Here is a 19,924-nt window from a genome sequence, read left to right as displayed (position 1 = left end):
GACCGAAAGGGAAGAACCACTGGGACGCTGCTCGGGCGAGTGGCGGAACGGCAGACGCGCTGGCTTCAGGTGCCAGTGTCCTTCGGGACGTGGGGGTTCAAATCCCCCCTCGCCCACTGACAGAACCCCCGGTTCGGAGAAATCCGCACCGGGGGTTCTTTCGTCATGGCCCCAACTCCGTGTGACGCGGCCGACTTTCGTCGGCCGGAACGCGACGAAAGAGGGCGGACCCGTGCCCGCGCGGGTGTCTAGGGTCGTCGCGTGGATGTGACGGCGAAGACACGTGCGGGCCTGCGGTGGCTGCGGGGCCCCGAGCCCTGGACCGGCCGGATGCTCGCGGCCGACCTGGCGCTGGCCGCGGGCGTCGCGCTGCTCGGCCTCGGGGTGGAGGAGCTCGACAGCGGCGGTCCGGTGCGCATGGCGCTCGGTGCCGCGGCCGTGTTCCCGCTCGTCCTGCTGCGCCGGCGGCTGCCCGCGGCGACCCTCGTCGCCGCAGCGGCCGTCGGCCCGTTCCTGCCGGGCACGGTGCTGGTCACCCTCCCGCTCGGCTGGTCCGCGGGCCGGCGGATCGTCGGGGCGGGGCGGGCGCTGGCGGCGTTCGTCCTCGCCTTCCTCGCCTCCGTGGGCTTCGGCGTCCTCGAACAGTGGTCGGGGATGCGGCCGCTGCTGGTCGTCGTGTTCACCACGCTGATGTTCCTGGTGACGACCGTGATGCCCGGCCTCGCCAGCCGGTACTGGTCGCAGCGCCGGACCCTGCTGCAGGCCCTGCAGGAGCGCAACAGGCAGCTCCTGCGGGAGCGGGCGATGGTCGCCGGGCAGGCCCGGCTGCGCGAACGCCAGCGGATCGCCCAGGACATGCACGACAGCCTGGGCCACCAGCTCGCCCTGATCTCGGTGCACACCGGCGCCCTGGAGGTCGATCCGGAGCTCACGGACCGCCAGCGTGAGGCCGTCGGCGTGCTGCGGCAGGCCTCGGTGTCGGCCATGCACGAACTGCGCGAGGCCGTCGGCATCCTGCGCGACGGCGTGGAGGCGCCCGCCCCGGTCGAGGAGGCGCACCCCGCCGCCCGCGGGGTCGCCGGTATCGCCGGGATCGTCGAGGCGGCGCGCAGCGCCGGCACCGACGTGCGGCTCGGCACGGCGGGCACGCCGCGGCCGCTGGCCGCGGCGTGCGACCACGCCGCGTACCGGATCGTGCAGGAGGCGCTGACGAACGCGTACAAGCATGCGCCGGGCGCGGCGATCGCGGTCGAGCTGCGCTACGAGGACGACTCCCTGGTCGTGGAGGTCGCCAACGGGCCGGCCCCCGCGGCGGCTGCCGGGGCGGTGGTCTCCGGCGGGCAGGGGCTGACCGGCCTGCGGGAGCGGGCCCGGCTCGTCGGCGGGATGGTGCACGCCGGGGCGACCGGGGACGGCGGCTTCCGGATCGCGGGCGTGCTGCCGTACGGGGCCGAGCCGGCCGGGGCCGAGGACGCCGCCGACGACTTCGGCCAGCAGGAGCGGGGGCTCGCCGGGGGGCCGCCGATGGACTGGGCGGCCGTCGACCGGGAGCTGGCGGTGCGGGGGCGCAGCCGGGCCGGGGGGCTCGCGCTGGGCTGCGGCATAGCGGTGGCGGCCGTGGTGGCGCTCCTGATCGTGTTCGCGGCCATGATCGCCCTGTTCATAGGGTCGGCGAACAACGCGATGATCAGCCGGGCGGACTACGACCGGGTGCGCGTCGGCGATTCCGAGCAGTCGGTGCGGGACCGGCTGCCCGACGGCGACAGCTTCCTGACGGACGGCCTGGACCGGAAGGGGCCGCCGCGGCCCGGGGGCTCGGAGTGCCTGGCCCTGATGTCGGTCGACGACTCGGACTTCGGAACCGATACGGTTTTCCGGTTCTGCTTCAAGGACGGCAAGCTCGTCGACAAGCAGTCGTACGAGGCCGAGCACTAGGAGCACGGGTGACAGCCAAGGTGATCCGCGTCGTGATCGCTGACGACGAGCCGCTGATCCGGGCGGGGATCAGGATGATCCTGACCTCGGACCCGGCGATCGAGGTCGTGGCGGAGGCGTCCGACGGCCGGCAGGCGGTGGACCTCGCCCGCGCCCACACGCCCGATGTGGTGCTGCTGGACATCCAGATGCCGGTGATGGACGGCCTGACCGCGCTCGGCGAGCTGCGCCGGGCCGCCCCCGAGGTGCGGGCGCTGGTCCTGACGACCTTCGGGGAGAAGGAGAACGTGCTGCGGGCGCTCGGCCAGGGCAGTGCCGGGTTCCTGCTGAAGGACTCGGCGCCGGGCGAGCTGATCGGCGCGGTCCGGGCGGCCGCCGCGGGCGACGCCTACCTCTCGCCCGGGGCGACCCGGCACGTCGTCGACCAGCTGGCCTCCGGCAGGGCCGCCGCCCGCAGCGAGGAGGCGCGGCGGCGGATCGCCGAGCTGAGCGAGCGGGAGTGCGGGGTCCTGGCGCTGCTCGGGGAGGGGCTGTCCAACGCGGACGCCGGCCGGCGGCTCCACATGAGCGAGGCGACGGTGAAGACGTACGTCAGCCGGATCCTGTCGAAGCTGGGCTGCGAGAACCGGGTGCAGGCGGCCCTGCTGGCCAGGGACGCCGGGCTGTAGGTAGGTTCGCCGGCATCGGAAGGCAACAGGACCGCGGCGGAGTGCGGCGGTCGGGGCGGGGGCACGGATGACGGTGGCGGAGCAGTACGCGGCGGGCGCGGGCCTGGCCGCATCGGTGCTCGGGGCGGCGGACGGCGGCCGGATCCCGGCCGTCCGCGGTTTCGCGCCGCGGCACGAGGCGGGCTCGCCGAGGGAGGCCGGCAAGGCGCTGCGCGAGCGCGTCCCGCGGTCCGCGCACGCCCGGTTCGAGCCGCCCGCCGGACGGCCCGACGCGGTGCAGGCCGTGGAGGAGTCCAACGCCGGGCGGGTGGCCGCGCTGACGCCGATACGGGTGGGCCGGATGGCCGCGAACCCGTTCGCGTTCCTGCGGGGTGCGGCCGGGCTGATGGCGCACGACCTGTCCGCCGGGCCGGTGACCGGGATCGGCGCCCAGATCTGCGGCGACGCGCACGCGGCGAACTTCGGGCTGTACGGCGACGCCCGCGGCGGGCTCGTCATGGATCTCAACGACTTCGACGAGACCGTCTTCGGCCCGTGGGAGTGGGACCTCAAGCGGCTGGCGACCTCGCTCGTCCTGGCGGGCCGGGTGGCCGGCGCCGACGAGGACGCCTGCCGGGCGGCCGCCCTCGACGCGGTCGGCGCCTACCGGCGCACCCTGCGGCTGCTGGCGAAGCTGCCCGCGCTGGATGCGTGGAACGCCATCGCGGACGAGGAGCTCGTCTCGCACACCGACGCCCGCGACCTGCTGGGCACGCTCCAGCGGGTCATGGCGAAGGCCCGCAACAACACCTCCGCCCGGTTCGCCGCCAAGTCGACCGAGCAGGGCCCCGACGGCGGCCGGCGCTTCGTCGACGCCCTCCCGGTGCTGCGCCGGGTCGGGGACGCGGAGGCGGCCGCCGTGGCGTCGTCGCTGGACCCTTACCTGCGGACCCTCCAGGGCGACCGGCTGCCGCTGCTGGCCCGGTACGCGATCCACGACGTCGCCTTCCGGGTCGTGGGCACCGGGAGTGTCGGCACCCGTTCGTACGTGGTCCTGCTGGTGGACCACCGGGGCGAGGCGCTGGTGCTCCAGGTGAAGGAGGCGCGGCCGTCGGTGCTGCTGCCGCACCTGCCGGAGGTGGGATTCGCCGCCCGCGCCGAGGAGCACGAGGGCCGGCGGGTGGTGTCGGGGCAGAAGCGGATGCAGGTGGTGTCCGACATCCTGCTGGGGTGGACGACCGTGGAGGGGCGCCCGTACCAGGTGCGGCAGTTCCGCAACCGCAAGGGGAGCGTGGACCCGGCGGCGCTGACCGCGGCCCAGCTCGACGACTACGGCCGGATGACCGGCGCGCTGCTGGCCCGGGCGCACACGCACACGGCGGATCCGCGGCTGCTGTCCGGCTACTGCGGCAAGAACGGCGAGCTGGACGAGGCGGTCGCCGCGTTCGCGGTGGCCTACGCGGACCGCAGCGAGGCCGACCACGCCGACCTGGTGGCGGCGGTGCGGGCGGGGCGGATCGCCGCGGAGTCCGGCGTCTGAGGCGGGCGCCGCGGCCGCTGCCGGGCTGTGCCCCGGCGGTGCGGCGTCCGTCCGGGTCACGTTCGCGGACCGATGTTCCACGTGAAACATCGGTCCGGGCGCACCGGCCTTAGGCTGGCCGGGTGAGCGAGCAGCAGACTGAGGAAACCGCCGCCGGGGCGCCCGGCGGCGCCGGCGGCAGCGGTGCGGACGGCGGTGAGCGGCCCGAGGCCCGCCTGGAGCGGGCCGTGCGGGCGGCCGAGCAGGCGCTGATCGAGTTCGAGATCGCGGTCGAGACCTTCCGGGTGGAGGTGGAGAACTTCTCCCGGCTGCACCACCAGAAGCTCGGCCCGATGTACACGCGCCTCGACGAGCTGGACGCGCTGATCGCGGAGGCCCGCGCGGCCCGCACCGGCGACGAGGAGGACCTGCGGCTGGCCCGGGAGGCCCGGTCGCTGGTGATGCCGATGCCGGGCGTCGAGGAGCTCTTCCACGACTGGATGGACTCCGGCGGCATCTCCGACGACGCCGCCGCGATGCTCACCGACCGGCCGGTGCGGCCGCCGCAGCGGGTCCGGCCCACGGAGGAGGTCCGCCGCCTCTACCGCGAGCTGGTCCGCCGGGCGCACCCCGACCTCGCGCAGGACGACGCCGAGCGGGAGCGCCGCGACGCCTTCATCGCGCGGGTCAACGCCGCGTACGGGCGCGGCGAGGAGCAGCAGCTGCGCGAGCTGGCCGCCGAGTGGGAGGCCGGCCCGGCCGCCGCCCCCGCGCAGGGGTACGGCGAGAGCGAGGAGCTGTACGCCCGCCTGGAGTGGCTGGCGCAGCGCAAGGAGCTGCTGTCGGTGGTGGCCCGGGAGCTGGAGGACAGCGCGATCGGCGCCATGCTGCGGATGGCGCCCGAGGACCCGGACGGGCTGCTCGACGAGATCGCGGAGCAGCTGCTCGCGCAGGTCTCCGAGAAGGAGGCCCTGCTCGCGGAGCTGGCCGGCCGGCCGTAGCGGGGCCGCAGGGCCTCCGGCTCGGCTAAGTTGGGGGGCCCTGACCTGTGACGAGAGAGGGCGACGTATGAACTTCGGGCCGCTTCCCTCGGTGGACGCCGCCGCGGTGCCCGCTGAAGGGTTTGTCCTGGACGTCCGCGAGGACGACGAGTGGGCCGCGGGCCACGTCGAGGGCGCGCTGCACATCCCCATGAGCGACTTCGTGGCCCGCTTCGGCGAGCTGACGGAGGCCGTCGAGGACGGCCGCCGGGTCCACGTGGTGTGCCGCGTCGGCGGGCGCTCCGCCCAGGTGACCCAGTACCTGGTCCGCCAGGGCATCGACGCGGTCAACGTCGACGGCGGCATGCAGGCCTGGCAGGGCGCCGGCCGTGCGATGGTGGCGGAGACCGGCGCCGACGCCTTCGTGCTCTAGGCCCTGTCGTCACACTCCCGTCTGCCCTTCGGGCGACGACGCGAGTGTGACGACAGGGCCTGGCAGGGGCGCCCCGGCGGGGGCTCAGGAGAGCGGGTGGGCGGCCAGCAGGTCGCCCAGTTCCTGCTCGTGCGCGGCGGCCGGCCCGAGCTGGAGCTCCAGCTGCTTGGCCCAGGCGTGGTAGCGGTGCAGCGGGTAGCCGGTGTCGGCGCCGAGGCCGCCGTGCAGGTGCTGGGCGGTCTGGACGATGCGGCGCACGCCCTCCGACGCCCAGATCTTCGCGACGGCGAGGTCGCCGGCCGCGGGCAGCGGGCCGCCTGCCCCGTCGGCGTCGAGGCGCCACGCCGCCTGCCAGAGGACGGCCTCCATCGCGCGCAGGTCGACGTAGCGGTCGGCGGCCTGCACGGCGACCGCCTGGAACGTGGCGACAGGGAAACCGAACTGCTCGCGCTGCGCGGTGTACCGGCTGGTCATGCCGAGGACGGCCGAGCCGGCGCCGAGGGCGAGCGCGCACGTCCCGAGAGTGAGGAGACCGCGCAGCCGCTCCCAGGCCTGCGGGGCTTGGATGAGGTGTGCCGCGGGGACGCGCACCCCGTTCAGGGTGAGCTCGGCGAGCCGCTCCCCGCTGGTGGAGAACTGGTCGGCGAGGGCGAGGCCCGGCGCGCCGCGCGGTACCAGGGCGAGAACCGCCTCCCCGCCGCCGGTGTGCGCCGGTACGGCGGTCCAGTCCGCGCCGTGCGCCCAGGGGACGGCGGTCTGCATGCCGTCCAGGAGCCAGTCGGCGCCGTCGCGGCGTGCGGTGACGGCGAGCTCCGCCGGGTCGTGGCCGGTGCGGCCGTGTGCGGCGGCGGTCAGGACGGGCCGGCCCGCGCCGGCGCCGGGCAGCAGGGCGGCGGCCAGTTCAGGGCCGGCGTGGGCCTGGAGCGCCGCGGCGGTGGCGCAGTGCTCCAGCAGCGGCACCCGGGCGAGCACCCTGCCCGCCTCGCGCAGCACCAGGCAGAGGGCGGTGGCGCCGAGGCCCGCCCCACCGTGCTCCTCGGCCAGGACCAGGCCGAGGAGGTCCGCGGCCGCGAGGCGGGACCACAGGGCGCGGTCGAAGTCGTCCGCGACGGCGCCGGAGACCAGGGCCGGGCTCGGCACCACGTCCGGTGCGGTGTCCGCGAAGACGGCTGCGGCCGCCTCCGCGGCGGCCTGCTGCTCCTCGGTGAAGGTGAAGTCCACTGCCCGTCCTCCCGATGCGCCGGAACCCGCCCCCGTATCTGACGGAGCGTCAAGATAGGGCAGGTTCCGGCAATTGGACAGGCCGCGGTCGGCGGTGGGTGTCAGCGGTCGAAGTCGATCTCGACTTCCTCGGTCAGCGCGTGCGACTGGCAGGCCAGCACGAACCCGGCCTCCGTCTCCTCGGCCTCCAGGGCGAAGTTCCGGTCCATCCGGACCTCGCCCGAGACCACGAACGCCCGGCAGGTCCCGCAGACGCCGCCCTTGCAGGCGTACGGCGCGTCCGCCCGGTTCCGCAGGACCGTGTCGAGCAGGGACTCGCCGGCCTGCACGGGCCAGGTGCCGGCGCGGCCGTCCAGGCGCGCGGTGACCCGGCCGTGGGCCGGCGCGGCGGCGGACGCGGGCGCGGCGGGCGCCGCCGTGTCCTCGACGTGGAAGACCTCCTCGTGGATCCGGGTGCGGACCACGCCCAGCGAGCCGAGGGCGCGCTCCGCCTCGACGACCAGCCCGTACGGGCCGCACAGGTACCAGCCCGTCACGTCGGCGACGGGCAGCAGCGCCGGCAGCAGGCCCGTCAGGCGCTCCTGGTCGAGCCGGCCGGAGGGCAGGCCCGCCTCCTGCTCCTCGCGGGAGAGCACCGTCACCAGCTGGAAGCGGTCCGGGTAGCGGTCCTTGAGATCGGCGACCTCCTCCAGGAACATCGTGGAGGCGGCCGTGCGGTCGCTGCGCACCAGGCAGAACCGGGCGTCGGGCCGGGCCGCGAGCAGCGTCGCCGCGATGGACAGCACCGGGGTGATGCCGCTGCCGCCGACGACGGCCGCGTAGTGGGCGCCGGCCGGGGCGGCCGCCGGGTCGAGGACGAAGCGCCCGGCCGGGACCATCACCTCCAGGACGTCCCCGGCGGCGGCCTCCTTGTGCGCGAAGGTGGAGAACTCGCCGCCCTCCACCAGGCGGACGCCGACCTGGAGCGACGCCGGGCCCGGCCCGGCCGGGTCGGGGGCCGGGGAGCAGATCGAGTACGTGCGCCGGACCTCGGCGCCGCCGGGGGCGGTGCGGCGCAGCGTCAGGTGCTGGCCGGGAGCGTGCCGGTAGGCGTCGCGCAGCTCCTCGGGGACCGACAGCGTCAGCGCCACGGAGTCGTCGGTGAGCCGGTCGACCGCCGACACCGCCAGCCGGTGGAAGGCGCCGTGGCGCGCGGGTCGCGCGGGGCTCGGCGCGGGCGCCGGCGTCGTCGCGGCCATCTACAGCTCCTTGAAGTGGTCGAACGGTTCGCGGCAGGCGGTGCAGCGGCGCAGCGCCTTGCACGCGGTGGAGGAGAAGCGGCTGAGCAGCTCGGTCTCGGTGGACCCGCAGTGCGGGCAGCGCACCGACAGGGCGACCGGCACCGGTCCGCCCGCCGCGTGCGGGCGGGGCGGGGCGATGCCGAACTCGGCGAGCTTGCGGCGTCCTTCGGCCGTGATGTCGTCGGTCGACCAGGCCGGGGAGAGCACGGTGCGGACCCGCACGTCGGGGATGCCGTGGCCGGCGAGGACGCGCTCGATGTCGGCGGACATCGCCTCCACCGCCGGGCAGCCGGTGTAGGTGGGGGTCAGGGTGACCTCGGCGTGGCCGTCCTCGTGCACCCGCACCCCGCGCAGGACGCCGAGGTCGGCGAGGGTGAGCACGGGCAGCTCCGGGTCCGGGACGGAGCCGGCGAGGGCCGCCAGCTCCTCCTCCAGGCGGGTCGCGGTCGCGGTGCCGGATCCGGAGCCGGCCGGGCCGGTCACCACGACGCCCCCGGGTGGCTGCGGTGCAGGTGCTGCATCTCGGCGAGCATCCTGCCGAAAGGCTCGGTGTGCAGGCCCTGCCGGCCCGCTCCGGCCGCCCAGGCGCCGGTGCGCGGCCCCTCGGGGAGGGCGAGGCCGGCCCGCTCCAGCACCTCGGCCAGGGCGGCGGTCCAGCGGCCCTCCAGGGCCGCCCAGTCGATGCCGTCGAGCCCCTCCACCGGCTGGAACATCTCTCCGGTGAACTTCCACAGGGCGTCCAGGGCGGCGCGCATCCGGCGCCGGCTCTCCTCGGTGCCGTCGCCGAGGCGGAGCGTCCACTGCACCGCGTGGTCGCGGTGGTAGGCGGTCTCCTTGACGGCCTTCGCGGCGAGCCCGGCGAAGGGGCCGTCCCCGGCGGCGAGGTCCGTGTGCAGTTCGTGCTGGTACAGGCTGAAGTACAGCTGACGGGCGATGGTGTGCGCGAAGTCCCCGTTCGGCTGCTCGACGAGCTGGAGGTTGCGGAAGGACCGCTCCTCGCGGAGGAAGGCCATCTCGTCCTCGTCGCCCGCCATGGACAGCAGGAAGCGGGCCTGGCCGAGCAGGTCGAGCGCGATGTTGGCGAGGGCGACCTCCTCCTCCAGCTCGGGGGCGTGGCCGGCCCATTCGCCGAGGCGGTGCGAGAGGATCAGCGCGTCGTCGCCGAGGGCGAGGGCGGCGGAGACGGCGGTGCCGGTGGCGGTCACAGGTGGCTCACCCCCTCCGGGATGTCGTAGAAGGTCGGGTGCCGGTACGCCTTGTCGGCGGCGGGCGCGAAGAAGGGGTCGCGCTCGTCCGGCGAGGAGGCGGTGATCTCGGCGGAGGGCACCACCCAGATGGAGACGCCCTCGCTGCGCCGGGTGTACAGGTCGCGGGCGTTGCGCAGGGCCATCTCGGCGTCCGGCGCGTGGAGGCTGCCCGCGTGCGTGTGCGACAGGCCTCGCCGCGAGCGCACGAACACCTCCCACAGCGGCCAGTTCTGCGTCATACCCGTGCCTCCTCGTTCCGTTCCGCCGCGGCCGGTGCCGCCGCGTGCTTGCGTGCGTAGGCCGCGGCGGCCTCGCGGACCCACGCGCCCTCCTCGTGCGCCCGGCGGCGCTGGCTCAGCCGCTGCTCGTTGCAGGGGCCGTTGCCCTTGAGGACGTCCCAGAACTCCGCCCAGTCGATCGGTCCGAAGTCGTAGTGCCCGCGCTCCTCGTTCCACTTCAGGTCCGGGTCGGGCAGGGTCAGGCCGAGGGTCTCGGCCTGGGGGACGGCGATGTCCACGAACCGCTGGCGCAGCTCGTCGTTGGAGTGGCGCTTGATCCGCCAGGCCATGGACTGCGCCGAGTGCGCCGACTCGTCGTCCGGCGGGCCGAACATCATCAGCGAGGGCCACCACCAGCGGTCCACCGCGTCCTGCGCCATCGCGTGCTGCTCCGGGGTGCCCTTCGAGAGGGCGAGGAGGAGCTCGAAGCCCTGGCGCTGGTGGAAGGACTCCTCCTTGCAGATGCGGACCATCGCGCGGGCGTACGGGCCGTAGGAGCAGCGGCACAGCGGTACCTGGTTGGTGATCGCCGCGCCGTCCACGAGCCAGCCGATCGCGCCGACGTCCGCCCACGTCAGCGTGGGGTAGTTGAAGATCGACGAGTACTTCTGCCGGCCGGAGTGCAGCTTGTCGAGCAGCTCGTCCCGGCTGGTGCCGAGGGTCTCGGCCGCGCTGTACAGGTACAGGCCGTGCCCGGCCTCGTCCTGCACCTTGGCCATGAGGATCGCCTTGCGCCGCAGTGAGGGCGCGCGCGTGATCCAGTTGGCCTCGGGCTGCATGCCGATGATCTCGGAGTGGGCGTGCTGCGCCATCTGGCGGACGAGCGAGGCACGGTACTCCTCGGGCATCCAGTCCCGCGGCTCGACGCGCTCGTCGGCCGCGACCGCGGCGTCGAAGGCCGCCGCGAGCTGTGCTCCGAGGTCAGCCCCGAGGCCCGAGTCCTGCCCCGATTCCGGGGTCACTGCCACCATCCCGGCCCCCTGCCAGAGTCCTTTGACCGCCCGACCGACCGATCGTTCGGTTCATGCTCTTCAATGGTGAGACGGCGCCCCGTAGGGTGTCAACCTCTGAGGTCGACCCTGTGGACGGCGAAACGATCGGGGCGGGATGGAAGCGAACGGGCGCGAGGCCGCGGAGGAGCCCCTTCCACCCGATCCGCCGCCGCCCGTCCGGGCGCCCGGCATCGCCGGCCTCGGCACCCCCGGCCGCGTCGTCGCCTCGGCTGCCCTGGCCGCCGTCGCCCTCACCGCCTGCGCGCACCTCGCGGCCGTCTTCCTGCACGTCGCCCCGGCCAACACGCTCAGCAAGCGGCACGCGGGGGCCGTGGACGCCTGGATCTACCCCGAGTTCGAGCAGAACTGGAAGCTCTTCGCCCCCAACCCCCTCCAGCAGAACATCGCCGTCGAGGCGCGCGCCCAGGTCCGCACCCGCGACGGCGGCCTCGTCACCGAGGAGTGGCGCGACCTCTCCGCCGAGGACGGCAAGGCCATCCGGCACAGCTTCTTCCCCAGCCACACCCGCCAGAACGAGCTGCGGCGGGCCTGGGACTTCTTCACCGCCTCGCACGACGAGGAGGACCAGCCCGTCGGCGAGCGCGGCGGACTGTCGGAGCAGTACCTCAAGCGGATCGCGCTGAACCGGCTGCGGGCCGCCCGCCCCGCCGACGGCGGCGAGATCGTCCGGGTCCAGCTGCGCTCCGCCACGCGTGCCGTCGAGGCCCCCGCGTGGAGCGACGAGGAGACCGACACCCGCACCCACCACCGGGAGCTGTCGTGGTGGACGGTGTGAGGAGGGCCCGGGCCGCCGCCGGCCGCGCCCTGGCCCGCGCCACCGGGGAGGCGCTCGGCCCCTACCAGAGCGCCGTCGTCCGCATCGGCTTCGCGACGACCTGGCTGTGCTTCCTGCTGCGCGAGTTCCCCCACCGGCACGAGCTGTACGGGCCCGACGGCCCGTGGAGCTGGGAGCTGGCCCGGCGGCTCGTCGACTCCAACCACGCCTTCACCGTCCTGCTGTGGTCGGACTCGGCCCTGTGGTTCGAGGCCGTGTACGCGCTGTCGGCGGCGTCGAGCGCCCTGCTCGCCCTGGGCTGGCGTACCAGGGCGGTGTCCGCCGTGTTCGCGGCCGGGGTGCTGTCCCTGCAGAACCGCAGCGTGTTCATGGGCGACGGCGGGGACAACGTCATCCACCTGATGGCGATCTACCTGGTCCTGACCCGGTGTGCGCAGGTGTGGTCGCTGGACGCGCGCCGGGCGCGGCGGCACGGCTCGGCCTCCGCCGGGGCGGCCGGGCCGGTGCTGTGGGGCCTCCTCGGCGCGGTGTTCGCGTTCGGCACGGTGACCGGGCGGCTCGGCTACGGCTGGGTCGCCGCCTTCGCCGCCCTGTGGGTCGTCTGCGCCGTGTGGTGGACGGCCGACCGGTACGAGCCGCGCAGCGAGGCCCGGGCCGTCCTCGACGTCCTCGCGAACACGGTGCACAACGCCGGCATGCTCGTCATCGCGGCCGAGGTGTGCCTGATCTACGCGACCGCCGGCTGGTACAAGGTCCAGGGGTCGCGGTGGCAGGACGGGACCGCGCTGTACTACCCGCTCGGCCTCGACTACTTCAGCCCCTGGCCGGAGCTGTCGTCGCTGCTGGCGGGCAGCGGCACGCTGGTGATGCTGCTGACGTACGGGACGGTCGCGGTGCAGGTGGCGTTCCCGTTCACGGTCTTCCAGCGGCGTGTGAAGAACGTCCTGCTCGCCGTGATGGTGCTGGAGCACGCGGGCATCGCGGTGCTGCTGGGGCTGCCGTTCTTCTCCATGGCGATGATCGCCGCCGACGCGGTGTTCCTGCCGACCGCGTTCCTGCTGTGGCTCGGGGCGCGGGCCGCAGGCGCGCGCACCGGGCTCGCGCGGCGGCTGCGCCGGGCGCGGCCGGGCGGCGGACCGGACGCCGCGGTCCTCCCCTCGCAGCGGGCCCCCGGCGGCGGGGCGGGGACCGGCCCCGGTCCCGCTCCGCCGGATGTGCGCACCGCGGGGTGAGCGCGGCGCCGTAGGGTCGGGGCATGAGCGACAAGACGGTGCGGGAGTGGCAGGCGGGGCTGGAGCAGGACGGGCTCGTGCTGCTCGACGGATTCCACGCCCTCAAGCACGCCCTGCGGTTCGGTGCGGACGTGCGGATCGCCGTGGCCCAGGACCCCGGCGCCGCCCTCGCACTGGCCGCGCAGCTCGCCCCCGACGTCCTCGACGACGTACGGCGGCTGCTGCGCCCCGCCGACCTGCGCGGGCTCCTCGCCCGCGTGCACCCCACCGGGGTCGCCGCCCTCGCCGTACGGCCGGACGCGGCGCGGGGGCGGGCCCTGCTGGACCGGCGGCCGCGGAGCGCGCCCGTGGTGGTGCTGGACAACCCCCGCAACCTCGGGAACGTCGGAGCCGTGGTCCGGCTGGCCGCCGGCTTCGGAGCCACGGGCGTGGTGACCCGCGGCGACCTCGACCCCTGGCACCCGAACGTGGTCCGGGCCGGCGCCGGGCTGCACTACGCGACGACCGTGGACCGGGTCACCCTCGACACCCTGCCCGAGGGCCCCCTGTACGCGCTCGACCCGGAGGGCGAGGACATCCGCGCCCTCGCCCTCCCGGACGACGCCCTGCTGGCCTTCGGCTCCGAGCGCCACGGCATCTCGCCCGAGCTGCGCGCCCGCGCCGACCACCTGGTGTCGCTGCCGATGAGGCCCCAGGTGTCCAGCTACAACCTGGCCACCAGCGTGGCCATGTCCCTCTTCCACTGGGGCGGGCCCAAGGCCGGCTGAGCCTGCCCCTGCCCTACCCCTGCCCCCGCCGCAGCCGTCAGGCCTGGCGGCGGACCTCCACCATGCGGAACCGGTTCGCGACGAACGCCCCGTCGCACAGCGCCGCGTTCGCCGCGGGGTTGCCGCCGGAGCCGTGGAAGTCGGAGAAGGCGGCCGTCTGGTTGACGTACACCCCGCCGGTCAGGTTCAGCGACAGCTGCGCCGACTCCTCCAGGCAGACCTCCTCGACGGCCCGCTCGGTGTCCGCCGAGGTGGTGTACGCGCCCACCGTCATGGCGCCCTTCTCGCGGACCGTGCGCCGCAGCAGTTCCAGGGCGTCCGCCGTGGAGTCCACGGCGACCGCGAAGGAGACCGGGCCGAAGCACTCGGAGAGGTAGGGCGCCGCGTCGTCCGGCTTGGCCGCGTCCAGCTTCACCATGACCGGGGTGCGGACCACGGCGTCAGGGAAGTCGGGGTTCGCGACCTCGCGGGAGGCGAGGGCCACCTCGCCGAGCCCGGCCGCCGCCTCCAGCCGGGCCTTGACGTCCGGATTGACCAGGGCGCCGAGCAGGGCGTTGGCCCGGGCGTCGTCCCCGAGGAGGCCGCCGACCGAGGCCGCGAGGTCCGCGACGACCTCGTCGTAGGTCTTGCGGCCGGCGTCGGTGTCGATGCCGTCGCGCGGGATCAGCAGGTTCTGCGGGGTCGTGCACATCTGGCCGCTGTACAGGGAAAGCGAGAAGGCCAGGTTCGCCAGCATGCCCTTGTAGTCGTCCGTGGAGTCGACGACGACCGTGTTGACGCCGGCCTTCTCCGTGTAGACCTGAGCCTGGCGGGCGTTGGCCTCCAGCCAGTCGCCGAACTCCGTGGAGCCCGTGTAGTCGATCACCTTGATCTCGGGGCGGACCGCGAGGGCCTTGGCGATGCCCTCGCCGGGGCGCTCGGCCGCCAGCGCCACCAGGTTCGGGTCGAAGCCGGCCTCCGCCAGGACGGTACGGGCCGCCTGCACGGTCAGGGCGAGCGGGAGGACCGCGCGCGGGTGGGGCTTGACCAGCACCGGGTTGCCGGTGGCGAGGGAGGCGAAGAGGCCCGGGTAGCCGTTCCACGTGGGGAAGGTGTTGCAGCCGATCAGCAGGGCGATGCCGCGCGGGACTGCCTTGAAGGTCTTGTCCAGCCGGAGCGGGTCACGCTTCCCCTGCGGCTTGGACCAGGCGGCCTCGCCGGGCACGCGGGTCTGCTCCGCGTACGCGTACGCCACGGCCTCCAGGCCGCGGTCCTGGGCGTGGGGGCCGCCCGCCTGGAACGCCATCATGAAGGCCTGGCCGCTGGTGTGCATCACCGCGTGCGCGAACTCGTGCGTCCGGGCGCTGATCCGGGCCAGGATCTCGATGCAGACCAGGGCGCGCGCCTCCGGGCCGGCATCCCGCCAGGCGGCCATGCCCGCCTTCATCGCGGGCAGCAGCACGTCCATGTCGGCGTGCGGGTACTCCACGCCCAGCTCCGGGCCGTACGGGGAGACCTCGCCGCCGGTCCAGCCGTCCGTCCCCGGCTGGTCCAGCTCCAGGCGCGTGCCCCGCAGCGCCTCGAAGGCCGCCAGGCCGTCGGCCGGGGCGGTCTCGCCGTAGGCCTTGGGGTGCTCCGGGTGCGGGGACCAGTACGCGCGGCTGCGGATGGCCTCCAGCGCCTGGTCGAGGGTGGGCCGGTGCCGGGCGGAGAGCTCCGACAGGGCGGTCGTCTGGGGGCGGGTGGGCTCGGCGGCCATCAGGGACCAACTCCTCGTTGAGCCGGGCAAGATCGGACTGGATCGCGGCTGGGTTCAGGCAAGGGCGGGTGAAGACGAGCAGACTGGAGTTAGAGTAACCGAACGATCGGTCGGGACAAGAGGGCCCGACCGGCCTGTGGACAACCCGGTGCGGGAGGATCAGGACATGACAGCAATCGAGCGGTCCCGCACCGTGGCGGTCGTCGGCGCGGGCACCATGGGCCAGGGAATCGCCCAGGTCGCCCTGCTGGCGGGCCACCGCGTCCTGGTCCACGACGTGAGCGCCGGCCTCGCCGCCGACGCCGTCGGCATCGTCCGGGACCGCGTGGAGCGGATGGCGGCCAAGGGCCGCATCGAGCGCGCCGAGGCCGCAGACGCGGCCGCCCGGATCGGATCCGCGGCCACCCTGGCCGACCTCGCGGACGCCGCCCTGGTCATCGAGGCCGTCGTCGAGGACACCGCAGTCAAGCGGGCGCTGTTCGCCGCCCTCGAAGAGGTGGTCGCGCCGGACGCGCTGCTCGCCACGAACACCTCCTCCCTCTCCGTCACCGAGCTCGCGGGAGGCCTCGCCCACCCGGGCCGCTTCCTCGGCCTGCACTTCTTCAACCCGGCCCCGCTGCTCCCGCTCGTCGAGGTGGTCAGCGGCTTCGCGACCGACCCGGCCGCCGCCGAGTCCGCGTACCGCACCGTCCTCGGCTGGGGGAAGACGCCGGTGCGCTGCGCCGACACCCCCGGCTTCATCGTCAACCGGATCGCCCGGCCCTTCTACGCCGAGGCCTTCGCCGTGTACGAGGAGCAGGGCGCGGACCCGGCGACGATCGACGCCGTGCTCCGCGAGTGCGGCGGCTTCCGGATGGGGCCCTTCGCGCTGACCGACCTGATCGGCCAGGACGTCAACGAGGCCGTCACGCGCTCCGTGTGGGAGTCCTTCCACCACAGCCCGAAGTTCACCCCCTCGCTCGCGCAGCGCCGCCTGGTCCAGTCGGGCCGCCTCGGCCGCAAGTCGGGGCACGGCTGGTTCCCGTACGGGCCGGACGCACAGCTTCCGCAGCCGCACACCGCCGCGCCCGAGGAGGCGCCGGAGAAGGTGACCGTCGTCGGCGACCTCGGGCCGGCCGCGGAGCTGGTGGACCTGATCGAGGAGGCCGGCGTGGCCGTCACGGCCGCCGGCAGCGGGGGCCCGTACATCCAGCTGCCCGGCGAGGGCCAGCTGGTCCTCGCCGACGGCAGGACGTCCGTCGAGTTCACCGACGTCGTCTACTTCGACCTCTCGCCGGACTACCGCGGCGCCGCCCGGATCGCCCTGTCCGCCTCGGCGGACACGAGCGAGCGCACCCTCGCCGAGGCCGTCGGCCTCTTCCAGCGGCTCGGCAAGCAGGTCTCCGTCATCGGCGACGTGCCCGGCATGATCGTGGCCCGCACGGTCGCGATGCTGATCGACCTCACCGCGGACGCCGTCGCCCGCGGCGTCGCCACCGCCGAGGACATCGACACCGCGATGAAGCTGGGCGTGAACTACCCGCTCGGCCCGCTGGAATGGCACCGCCGCCTCGGCCGCGACTGGGCCTACGACCTGCTGCACCACCTGGACGAGCGCTGCCCGGGCGGTCGGTACGCACCCTCCCTCGCGCTGTTCAGGCTCGGCTACGCCGAGGACGCGGCGGACGCCGGCGAGGCCGGGGACGGCGCGGACGGGCAGGACGGGGACGGCGCATGACCACCGCCAGGCGCGACACCTACACCCCGGAGAGCCTGCTCTCCGTGGCGGTCCAGGTCTTCAACGAGCGCGGCTACGACGGCACCTCCATGGAGCACCTCTCCAAGGCGGCGGGCATCTCGAAGTCCTCGATCTACCACCACGTCGCGGGCAAGGAGGAGCTCCTGCAGCGCGCCGTCAGCCGGGCCCTGGACGGGCTGTTCTCCGTCCTCGACGAGCCCGGCGCGGTACGCGGCCGGGCGGTGGAGCGCGTGGAGTACGTGACCCGGCGCACCGTCGAGGTGCTGGTCGACGAACTGCCGTACGTGACGCTGCTGCTGCGGGTGCGGGGCAACACGCGCACCGAGCGGTGGGCGCTGGAGCGGCGCCGCGAGTTCGACCACCAGGTCGCGGAGCTGCTGAAGGCCGCCGCGGCGGACGGCGACCTGCGCGCGGACGTGGACATCAGGCTGGCCACGCGCCTGCTGTTCGGCATGGTGAACTCGCTCGTCGAGTGGTACCGGCCGCACCCGGGGACCACCCCCGGCCAGCTGGCCGACGCGGTCGTCCACATGGCCTTCGACGGGCTGCGCACCGCCCGGCCGTAGCGGACTGGGTCCTTCCGTCCTGGCCTGCGGTTTTTGGCCGAAAAATTGTGCGATCAACAGGGCTCGGCGGCATGTACGCTGGGCCCGACTCGATCCTGAGCGCGTTCAAAAATCATCATGGGGGGCCGGTGCGCAACCGCCGTCTTGTCATCTCCGCTGCCGTCGTTGCGGCGGCCAGCTTCGGAACGGTCCTGGTGCCCGCAGCGGCGCAGGCCGCTCCCGTCCGACCCGCGGCCAAGGGGGGGCCTGCCGGGGGCGTGGACGCCGGCCCGCTGGCCAAGCCCGAGGCCAAGACCTTCCACAGCCCGGCCGAGCGGTCGGTCCGCAAGGCCCTGCCCGGCACGAAGGGCAAAGCGGGAGCAGGTGCGGAGGCCGGCGCCACCGCGCAGTCCGACGCCACGGCGCAGGCGGAGCCCGCCCCCGCCGCCAACGAGGAGCTGGCCGTCGTCCTGAACGGCCGCACCACCACCGCCCACGGCGTCGAGCTGCAGGCGGCGATCATCAGCGCCCCCGGCACCACCCTCAAGGTCACCTTCGACTGGGGCGACGGAACCGTCGAGACCGCCGACGGCCTGCCCGGCCTGGAGGTCAAGCGCGAGCACCGCTACGCCGAGGTGGGCGAGTACAACGTCAAGGTGACGGTGACCGACGCGGCGAACAACGCCCAGGTCGTGAACGAGGTCCCGCTCTCGACCAGCGGCTCGGACTTCACCCCGCACACACCGACCCGCCTGCTGGACACCCGTACCGGCGGCGGCAAGGTCGCGCCCTACACCTCCACCCGGGTGAAGATCGCCGGGAACGCGAAGATCCCGGCCGGCGCCACCGCGGTCGCCCTGAACGTCACCGTCACCAACACCGCCACGGGCGGCCACGTCACCGCCTTCCCCGGCGGCGGCAAGCGCCCGACCACCTCGAACCTCAACTTCGAGGCGGGCCAGACCGTCCCGAACATGGTGATCGTGCCGGTCGGCAAGGACGGGACCGTCGAGCTGTACAACGGCGGCTGGGAGGCGGTGGACCTCATCGCCGACGTCACCGGCTACTTCAGCCGCAGCGCCTCCAGCGGCTTCACGCCGATGACGCCGGTCCGCACCGTCGACACCCGCTCCGGCCTCGGCGCGCCGCGCGGCCAGGTCGCCGGCCGGGCCAGCTTCTCCACCCAGCTCGGCGGCCTGTACGTGCCCTCGAACGCCACCGCCGTGGCCCTGAACGTGACGGCGACCGCCCCGCGCGAGGCCGGCCACCTGACCGTCTACCCGAGCGGCCAGGCGGCCCCGAACACCTCGAACGTGAACTTCACGGCCGGGCAGACGGTCGCCAACTCGGTGATCGTCCCGGTCGGCTCCGACGGCCGGATCAGCGTCATGAACGGCGCCTGGGCGGGCGTCGACGTCATCGTCGACGTGGTCGGCTACTACAGCCCCGACAGCTCGGGCGCCTTCATGGCCACCACCCCGCACCGCCGCCTGGACACCCGCGAGTGGGGCAGCGGCCCGCTGCCCGGCCAGGACTACATCTGGATGGACATCTCCCACGGGGAGCCGGGCATCGCCGGGTACGTGCTGAACACGACGGTGACCAACACCCGCGACAGCGGCTTCCTCTCCGTCGCCCCCGACGTCAACTCGCCGGCGTCCTACTTCGACAACACGGCCGTCTGGCAGGACCCGCCGCGGTCCTCGTCGCTGAACTTCACGCCGGGCAAGACGGTCCCGAACCTGGTGCAGGCGAGCTCCGGCGGCACCAACGGCACCATCGACCTCTGGAACCAGAGCTTCGGCGACATCGACCTGATCGTCGACATGTTCGGGTACTACGAGACGAAGTGACCCGGTGAAACGGCGCCCCGGAGGCAGGCCCGCGAGGCCGCCTCCGGGGCGCCGCCGTGTCCGGTGCAGGACCGGCGGGGCGGTCACTCCTCCGCGATGGCCCGGGCTCCGCCGCCGGGGCCCGCATCGAGCAGGTCGGTCTCCTCGAAGACCAGCAGGGTGCGCGTCGAGAGCACCTCCGGGATCGCCTGGAGGCGGGTGAGGACCAGTTCGCGCAGGGTGCGGTTGTCGGGCGTGTGGACCAGCAGCAGGACGTCGAAGTCGCCGCTGACCAGCGCGATGTGGGCCGCGCCCGGCAGCTCGCGGAGCTTCTCGCGGACCGTCCGCCACGAGTTCTGCACGATCTTCAGCGTGATGTAGGCGGAGGCGCCCTGGCCCGCCCGCTCGTGGTTGACGCGCGCCGTGAACCCGCGGATCACGCCGTCGTCGATGAGCCGGTTGATGCGGGCGTAGGCGTTCGCCCGGGACACGTGCACCTGCTCGGCGACCGACCGTATGGAGGCCCGTCCGTCCGCCTGGAGCAGCCGCATGATCGAGCGGTCGATCGGGTCCAGTGGGCGGGGAGGGGCCTGAGGGGCGGGAGCGGCACCTCCGGCCGGGGCGGGTGCGGATCCCGCTGCGGCCATTTGTTCATCCGGCATTGCCCACTGCCTCCCTGTCCTGGACGTCCTGCATCCATCCCAGGGCCCCGGCGCCACTTTGTCCACAGCCTGCACCCGCCTG

General features: G+C 74.4%; 19 protein-coding genes and 1 tRNA gene. 12 read left to right on the top strand and 8 right to left on the bottom strand.

Annotation, left to right across the window (positions count from 1 at the left end; translation table 11 throughout):
* The first annotated feature begins 33 nt into the window (after positions 1 to 33).
* The 6 genes from MUK52_RS15960 (at position 34) to MUK52_RS15935 (ending at position 5,514) form a co-directional block, all read left to right on the top strand.
* Positions 34 to 116 (top strand) — tRNA-Leu (locus tag MUK52_RS15960).
* A gap of 145 nt (positions 117 to 261) precedes the next feature.
* Positions 262 to 1,935 carry a sensor histidine kinase gene (locus tag MUK52_RS15955; protein ID WP_246042216.1) on the top strand — a complete coding sequence of 558 codons (1,674 nt, stop codon included), beginning with the start codon at positions 262 to 264 and terminating at the stop codon, positions 1,933 to 1,935.
* 8 nt (positions 1,936 to 1,943) lie between these two features.
* Complete coding sequence (locus MUK52_RS15950; RefSeq protein WP_114053285.1) at positions 1,944 to 2,603, top strand: response regulator; 660 nt, start codon at positions 1,944 to 1,946, stop codon at positions 2,601 to 2,603.
* Positions 2,604 to 2,670: 67 nt separating this feature from the next.
* Positions 2,671 to 4,122, top strand: coding sequence for a DUF2252 domain-containing protein (locus MUK52_RS15945; protein WP_114053286.1), 1,452 nt, complete (start codon positions 2,671 to 2,673; stop codon positions 4,120 to 4,122).
* A 122-nt stretch (positions 4,123 to 4,244) separates the two neighbouring features.
* On the top strand, positions 4,245 to 5,102 hold the full coding sequence (locus MUK52_RS15940; RefSeq protein WP_428985379.1) for a J domain-containing protein: 858 nt from the start codon (positions 4,245 to 4,247) through the stop codon (positions 5,100 to 5,102).
* Between the two features lie 67 nt (positions 5,103 to 5,169).
* Positions 5,170 to 5,514, top strand: a complete 345-nt coding sequence (locus tag MUK52_RS15935; RefSeq protein WP_114053287.1) for a rhodanese-like domain-containing protein — start codon at positions 5,170 to 5,172, stop codon at positions 5,512 to 5,514.
* A gap of 84 nt (positions 5,515 to 5,598) precedes the next feature.
* Here MUK52_RS15935 and MUK52_RS15930 read toward each other — a convergent pair whose 3' ends face one another.
* From MUK52_RS15930 to paaA, 6 genes are all read right to left on the bottom strand, one after another.
* On the bottom strand, positions 5,599 to 6,735 hold the full coding sequence (locus MUK52_RS15930; protein WP_284577257.1) for an acyl-CoA dehydrogenase family protein: 1,137 nt from the start codon (positions 6,733 to 6,735) through the stop codon (positions 5,599 to 5,601).
* A 101-nt stretch (positions 6,736 to 6,836) separates the two neighbouring features.
* On the bottom strand, positions 6,837 to 7,973 hold the full coding sequence (locus MUK52_RS15925; RefSeq protein ID WP_284577255.1) for a 2Fe-2S iron-sulfur cluster-binding protein: 1,137 nt from the start codon (positions 7,971 to 7,973) through the stop codon (positions 6,837 to 6,839).
* On the bottom strand, positions 7,974 to 8,498 hold the full coding sequence (paaD, locus tag MUK52_RS15920) for a 1,2-phenylacetyl-CoA epoxidase subunit PaaD (RefSeq protein ID WP_114058355.1): 525 nt from the start codon (positions 8,496 to 8,498) through the stop codon (positions 7,974 to 7,976).
* Complete coding sequence (paaC, locus tag MUK52_RS15915) at positions 8,495 to 9,220, bottom strand: 1,2-phenylacetyl-CoA epoxidase subunit PaaC (RefSeq protein ID WP_114053290.1); 726 nt, start codon at positions 9,218 to 9,220, stop codon at positions 8,495 to 8,497. Before paaC ends, paaD begins: the two co-directional genes overlap by 4 nt.
* The gene (paaB, locus tag MUK52_RS15910) at positions 9,217 to 9,501 is read right to left on the bottom strand and encodes a 1,2-phenylacetyl-CoA epoxidase subunit PaaB (protein WP_114053291.1); all 285 of its coding nucleotides are present in this window, start codon (positions 9,499 to 9,501) and stop codon (positions 9,217 to 9,219) included. Before paaB ends, paaC begins: the two co-directional genes overlap by 4 nt.
* A complete protein-coding gene (gene paaA / locus MUK52_RS15905) occupies positions 9,498 to 10,511 on the bottom strand; it encodes a 1,2-phenylacetyl-CoA epoxidase subunit PaaA (protein WP_114053292.1) in 1,014 nt (337 codons plus the stop codon). Before paaA ends, paaB begins: the two co-directional genes overlap by 4 nt.
* 136 nt (positions 10,512 to 10,647) lie before the next feature.
* Between paaA and MUK52_RS15900 the strand changes: the two genes are divergently transcribed.
* Genes MUK52_RS15900 through MUK52_RS15890 form a run of 3 tightly spaced genes read left to right on the top strand, consistent with a single transcriptional unit; the run spans position 10,648 to position 13,327 of the window.
* Positions 10,648 to 11,328 carry a DUF5819 family protein gene (locus tag MUK52_RS15900; protein ID WP_246042217.1) on the top strand — a complete coding sequence of 227 codons (681 nt, stop codon included), beginning with the start codon at positions 10,648 to 10,650 and terminating at the stop codon, positions 11,326 to 11,328.
* On the top strand, positions 11,313 to 12,560 hold the full coding sequence (locus MUK52_RS15895) for an HTTM domain-containing protein (protein ID WP_428985380.1): 1,248 nt from the start codon (positions 11,313 to 11,315) through the stop codon (positions 12,558 to 12,560). The genes MUK52_RS15900 and MUK52_RS15895 overlap by 16 nt, the downstream gene beginning before the upstream one ends.
* 23 nt (positions 12,561 to 12,583) lie before the next feature.
* A complete protein-coding gene (locus MUK52_RS15890) occupies positions 12,584 to 13,327 on the top strand; it encodes a TrmH family RNA methyltransferase (RefSeq protein ID WP_284577251.1) in 744 nt (247 codons plus the stop codon).
* A 37-nt stretch (positions 13,328 to 13,364) separates the two neighbouring features.
* Here the strand turns inward: MUK52_RS15890 and paaN are convergent, their stop codons facing one another.
* A complete protein-coding gene (gene paaN / locus MUK52_RS15885; protein WP_114053294.1) occupies positions 13,365 to 15,065 on the bottom strand; it encodes a phenylacetic acid degradation protein PaaN in 1,701 nt (566 codons plus the stop codon).
* A gap of 166 nt (positions 15,066 to 15,231) precedes the next feature.
* Between paaN and MUK52_RS15880 the strand changes: the two genes are divergently transcribed.
* The 3 genes from MUK52_RS15880 (at position 15,232) to MUK52_RS15870 (ending at position 19,201) form a co-directional block, all read left to right on the top strand.
* Entirely contained in the window at positions 15,232 to 16,782 is a 1,551-nt protein-coding gene (locus MUK52_RS15880) for a 3-hydroxyacyl-CoA dehydrogenase (RefSeq protein WP_114053295.1), read from the top strand.
* Entirely contained in the window at positions 16,779 to 17,369 is a 591-nt protein-coding gene (locus MUK52_RS15875; RefSeq protein WP_114053296.1) for a TetR/AcrR family transcriptional regulator, read from the top strand. Before MUK52_RS15880 ends, MUK52_RS15875 begins: the two co-directional genes overlap by 4 nt.
* 128 nt (positions 17,370 to 17,497) lie before the next feature.
* The gene (locus tag MUK52_RS15870) at positions 17,498 to 19,201 is read left to right on the top strand and encodes a PKD domain-containing protein (protein ID WP_162793087.1); all 1,704 of its coding nucleotides are present in this window, start codon (positions 17,498 to 17,500) and stop codon (positions 19,199 to 19,201) included.
* Positions 19,202 to 19,284: 83 nt separating this feature from the next.
* Here the strand turns inward: MUK52_RS15870 and MUK52_RS15865 are convergent, their stop codons facing one another.
* Positions 19,285 to 19,842, bottom strand: a complete 558-nt coding sequence (locus MUK52_RS15865; protein ID WP_284577248.1) for an Lrp/AsnC family transcriptional regulator — start codon at positions 19,840 to 19,842, stop codon at positions 19,285 to 19,287.
* Positions 19,843 to 19,924: the final 82 nt, after the last annotated feature.

This window comes from Streptomyces sp. 2P-4 (assembly GCF_030167965.1).
GTDB lineage: Bacteria > Actinomycetota > Actinomycetes > Streptomycetales > Streptomycetaceae > Streptomyces > Streptomyces globosus_A.
This window is presented reverse-complemented; position numbering and strand designations above follow the sequence as displayed.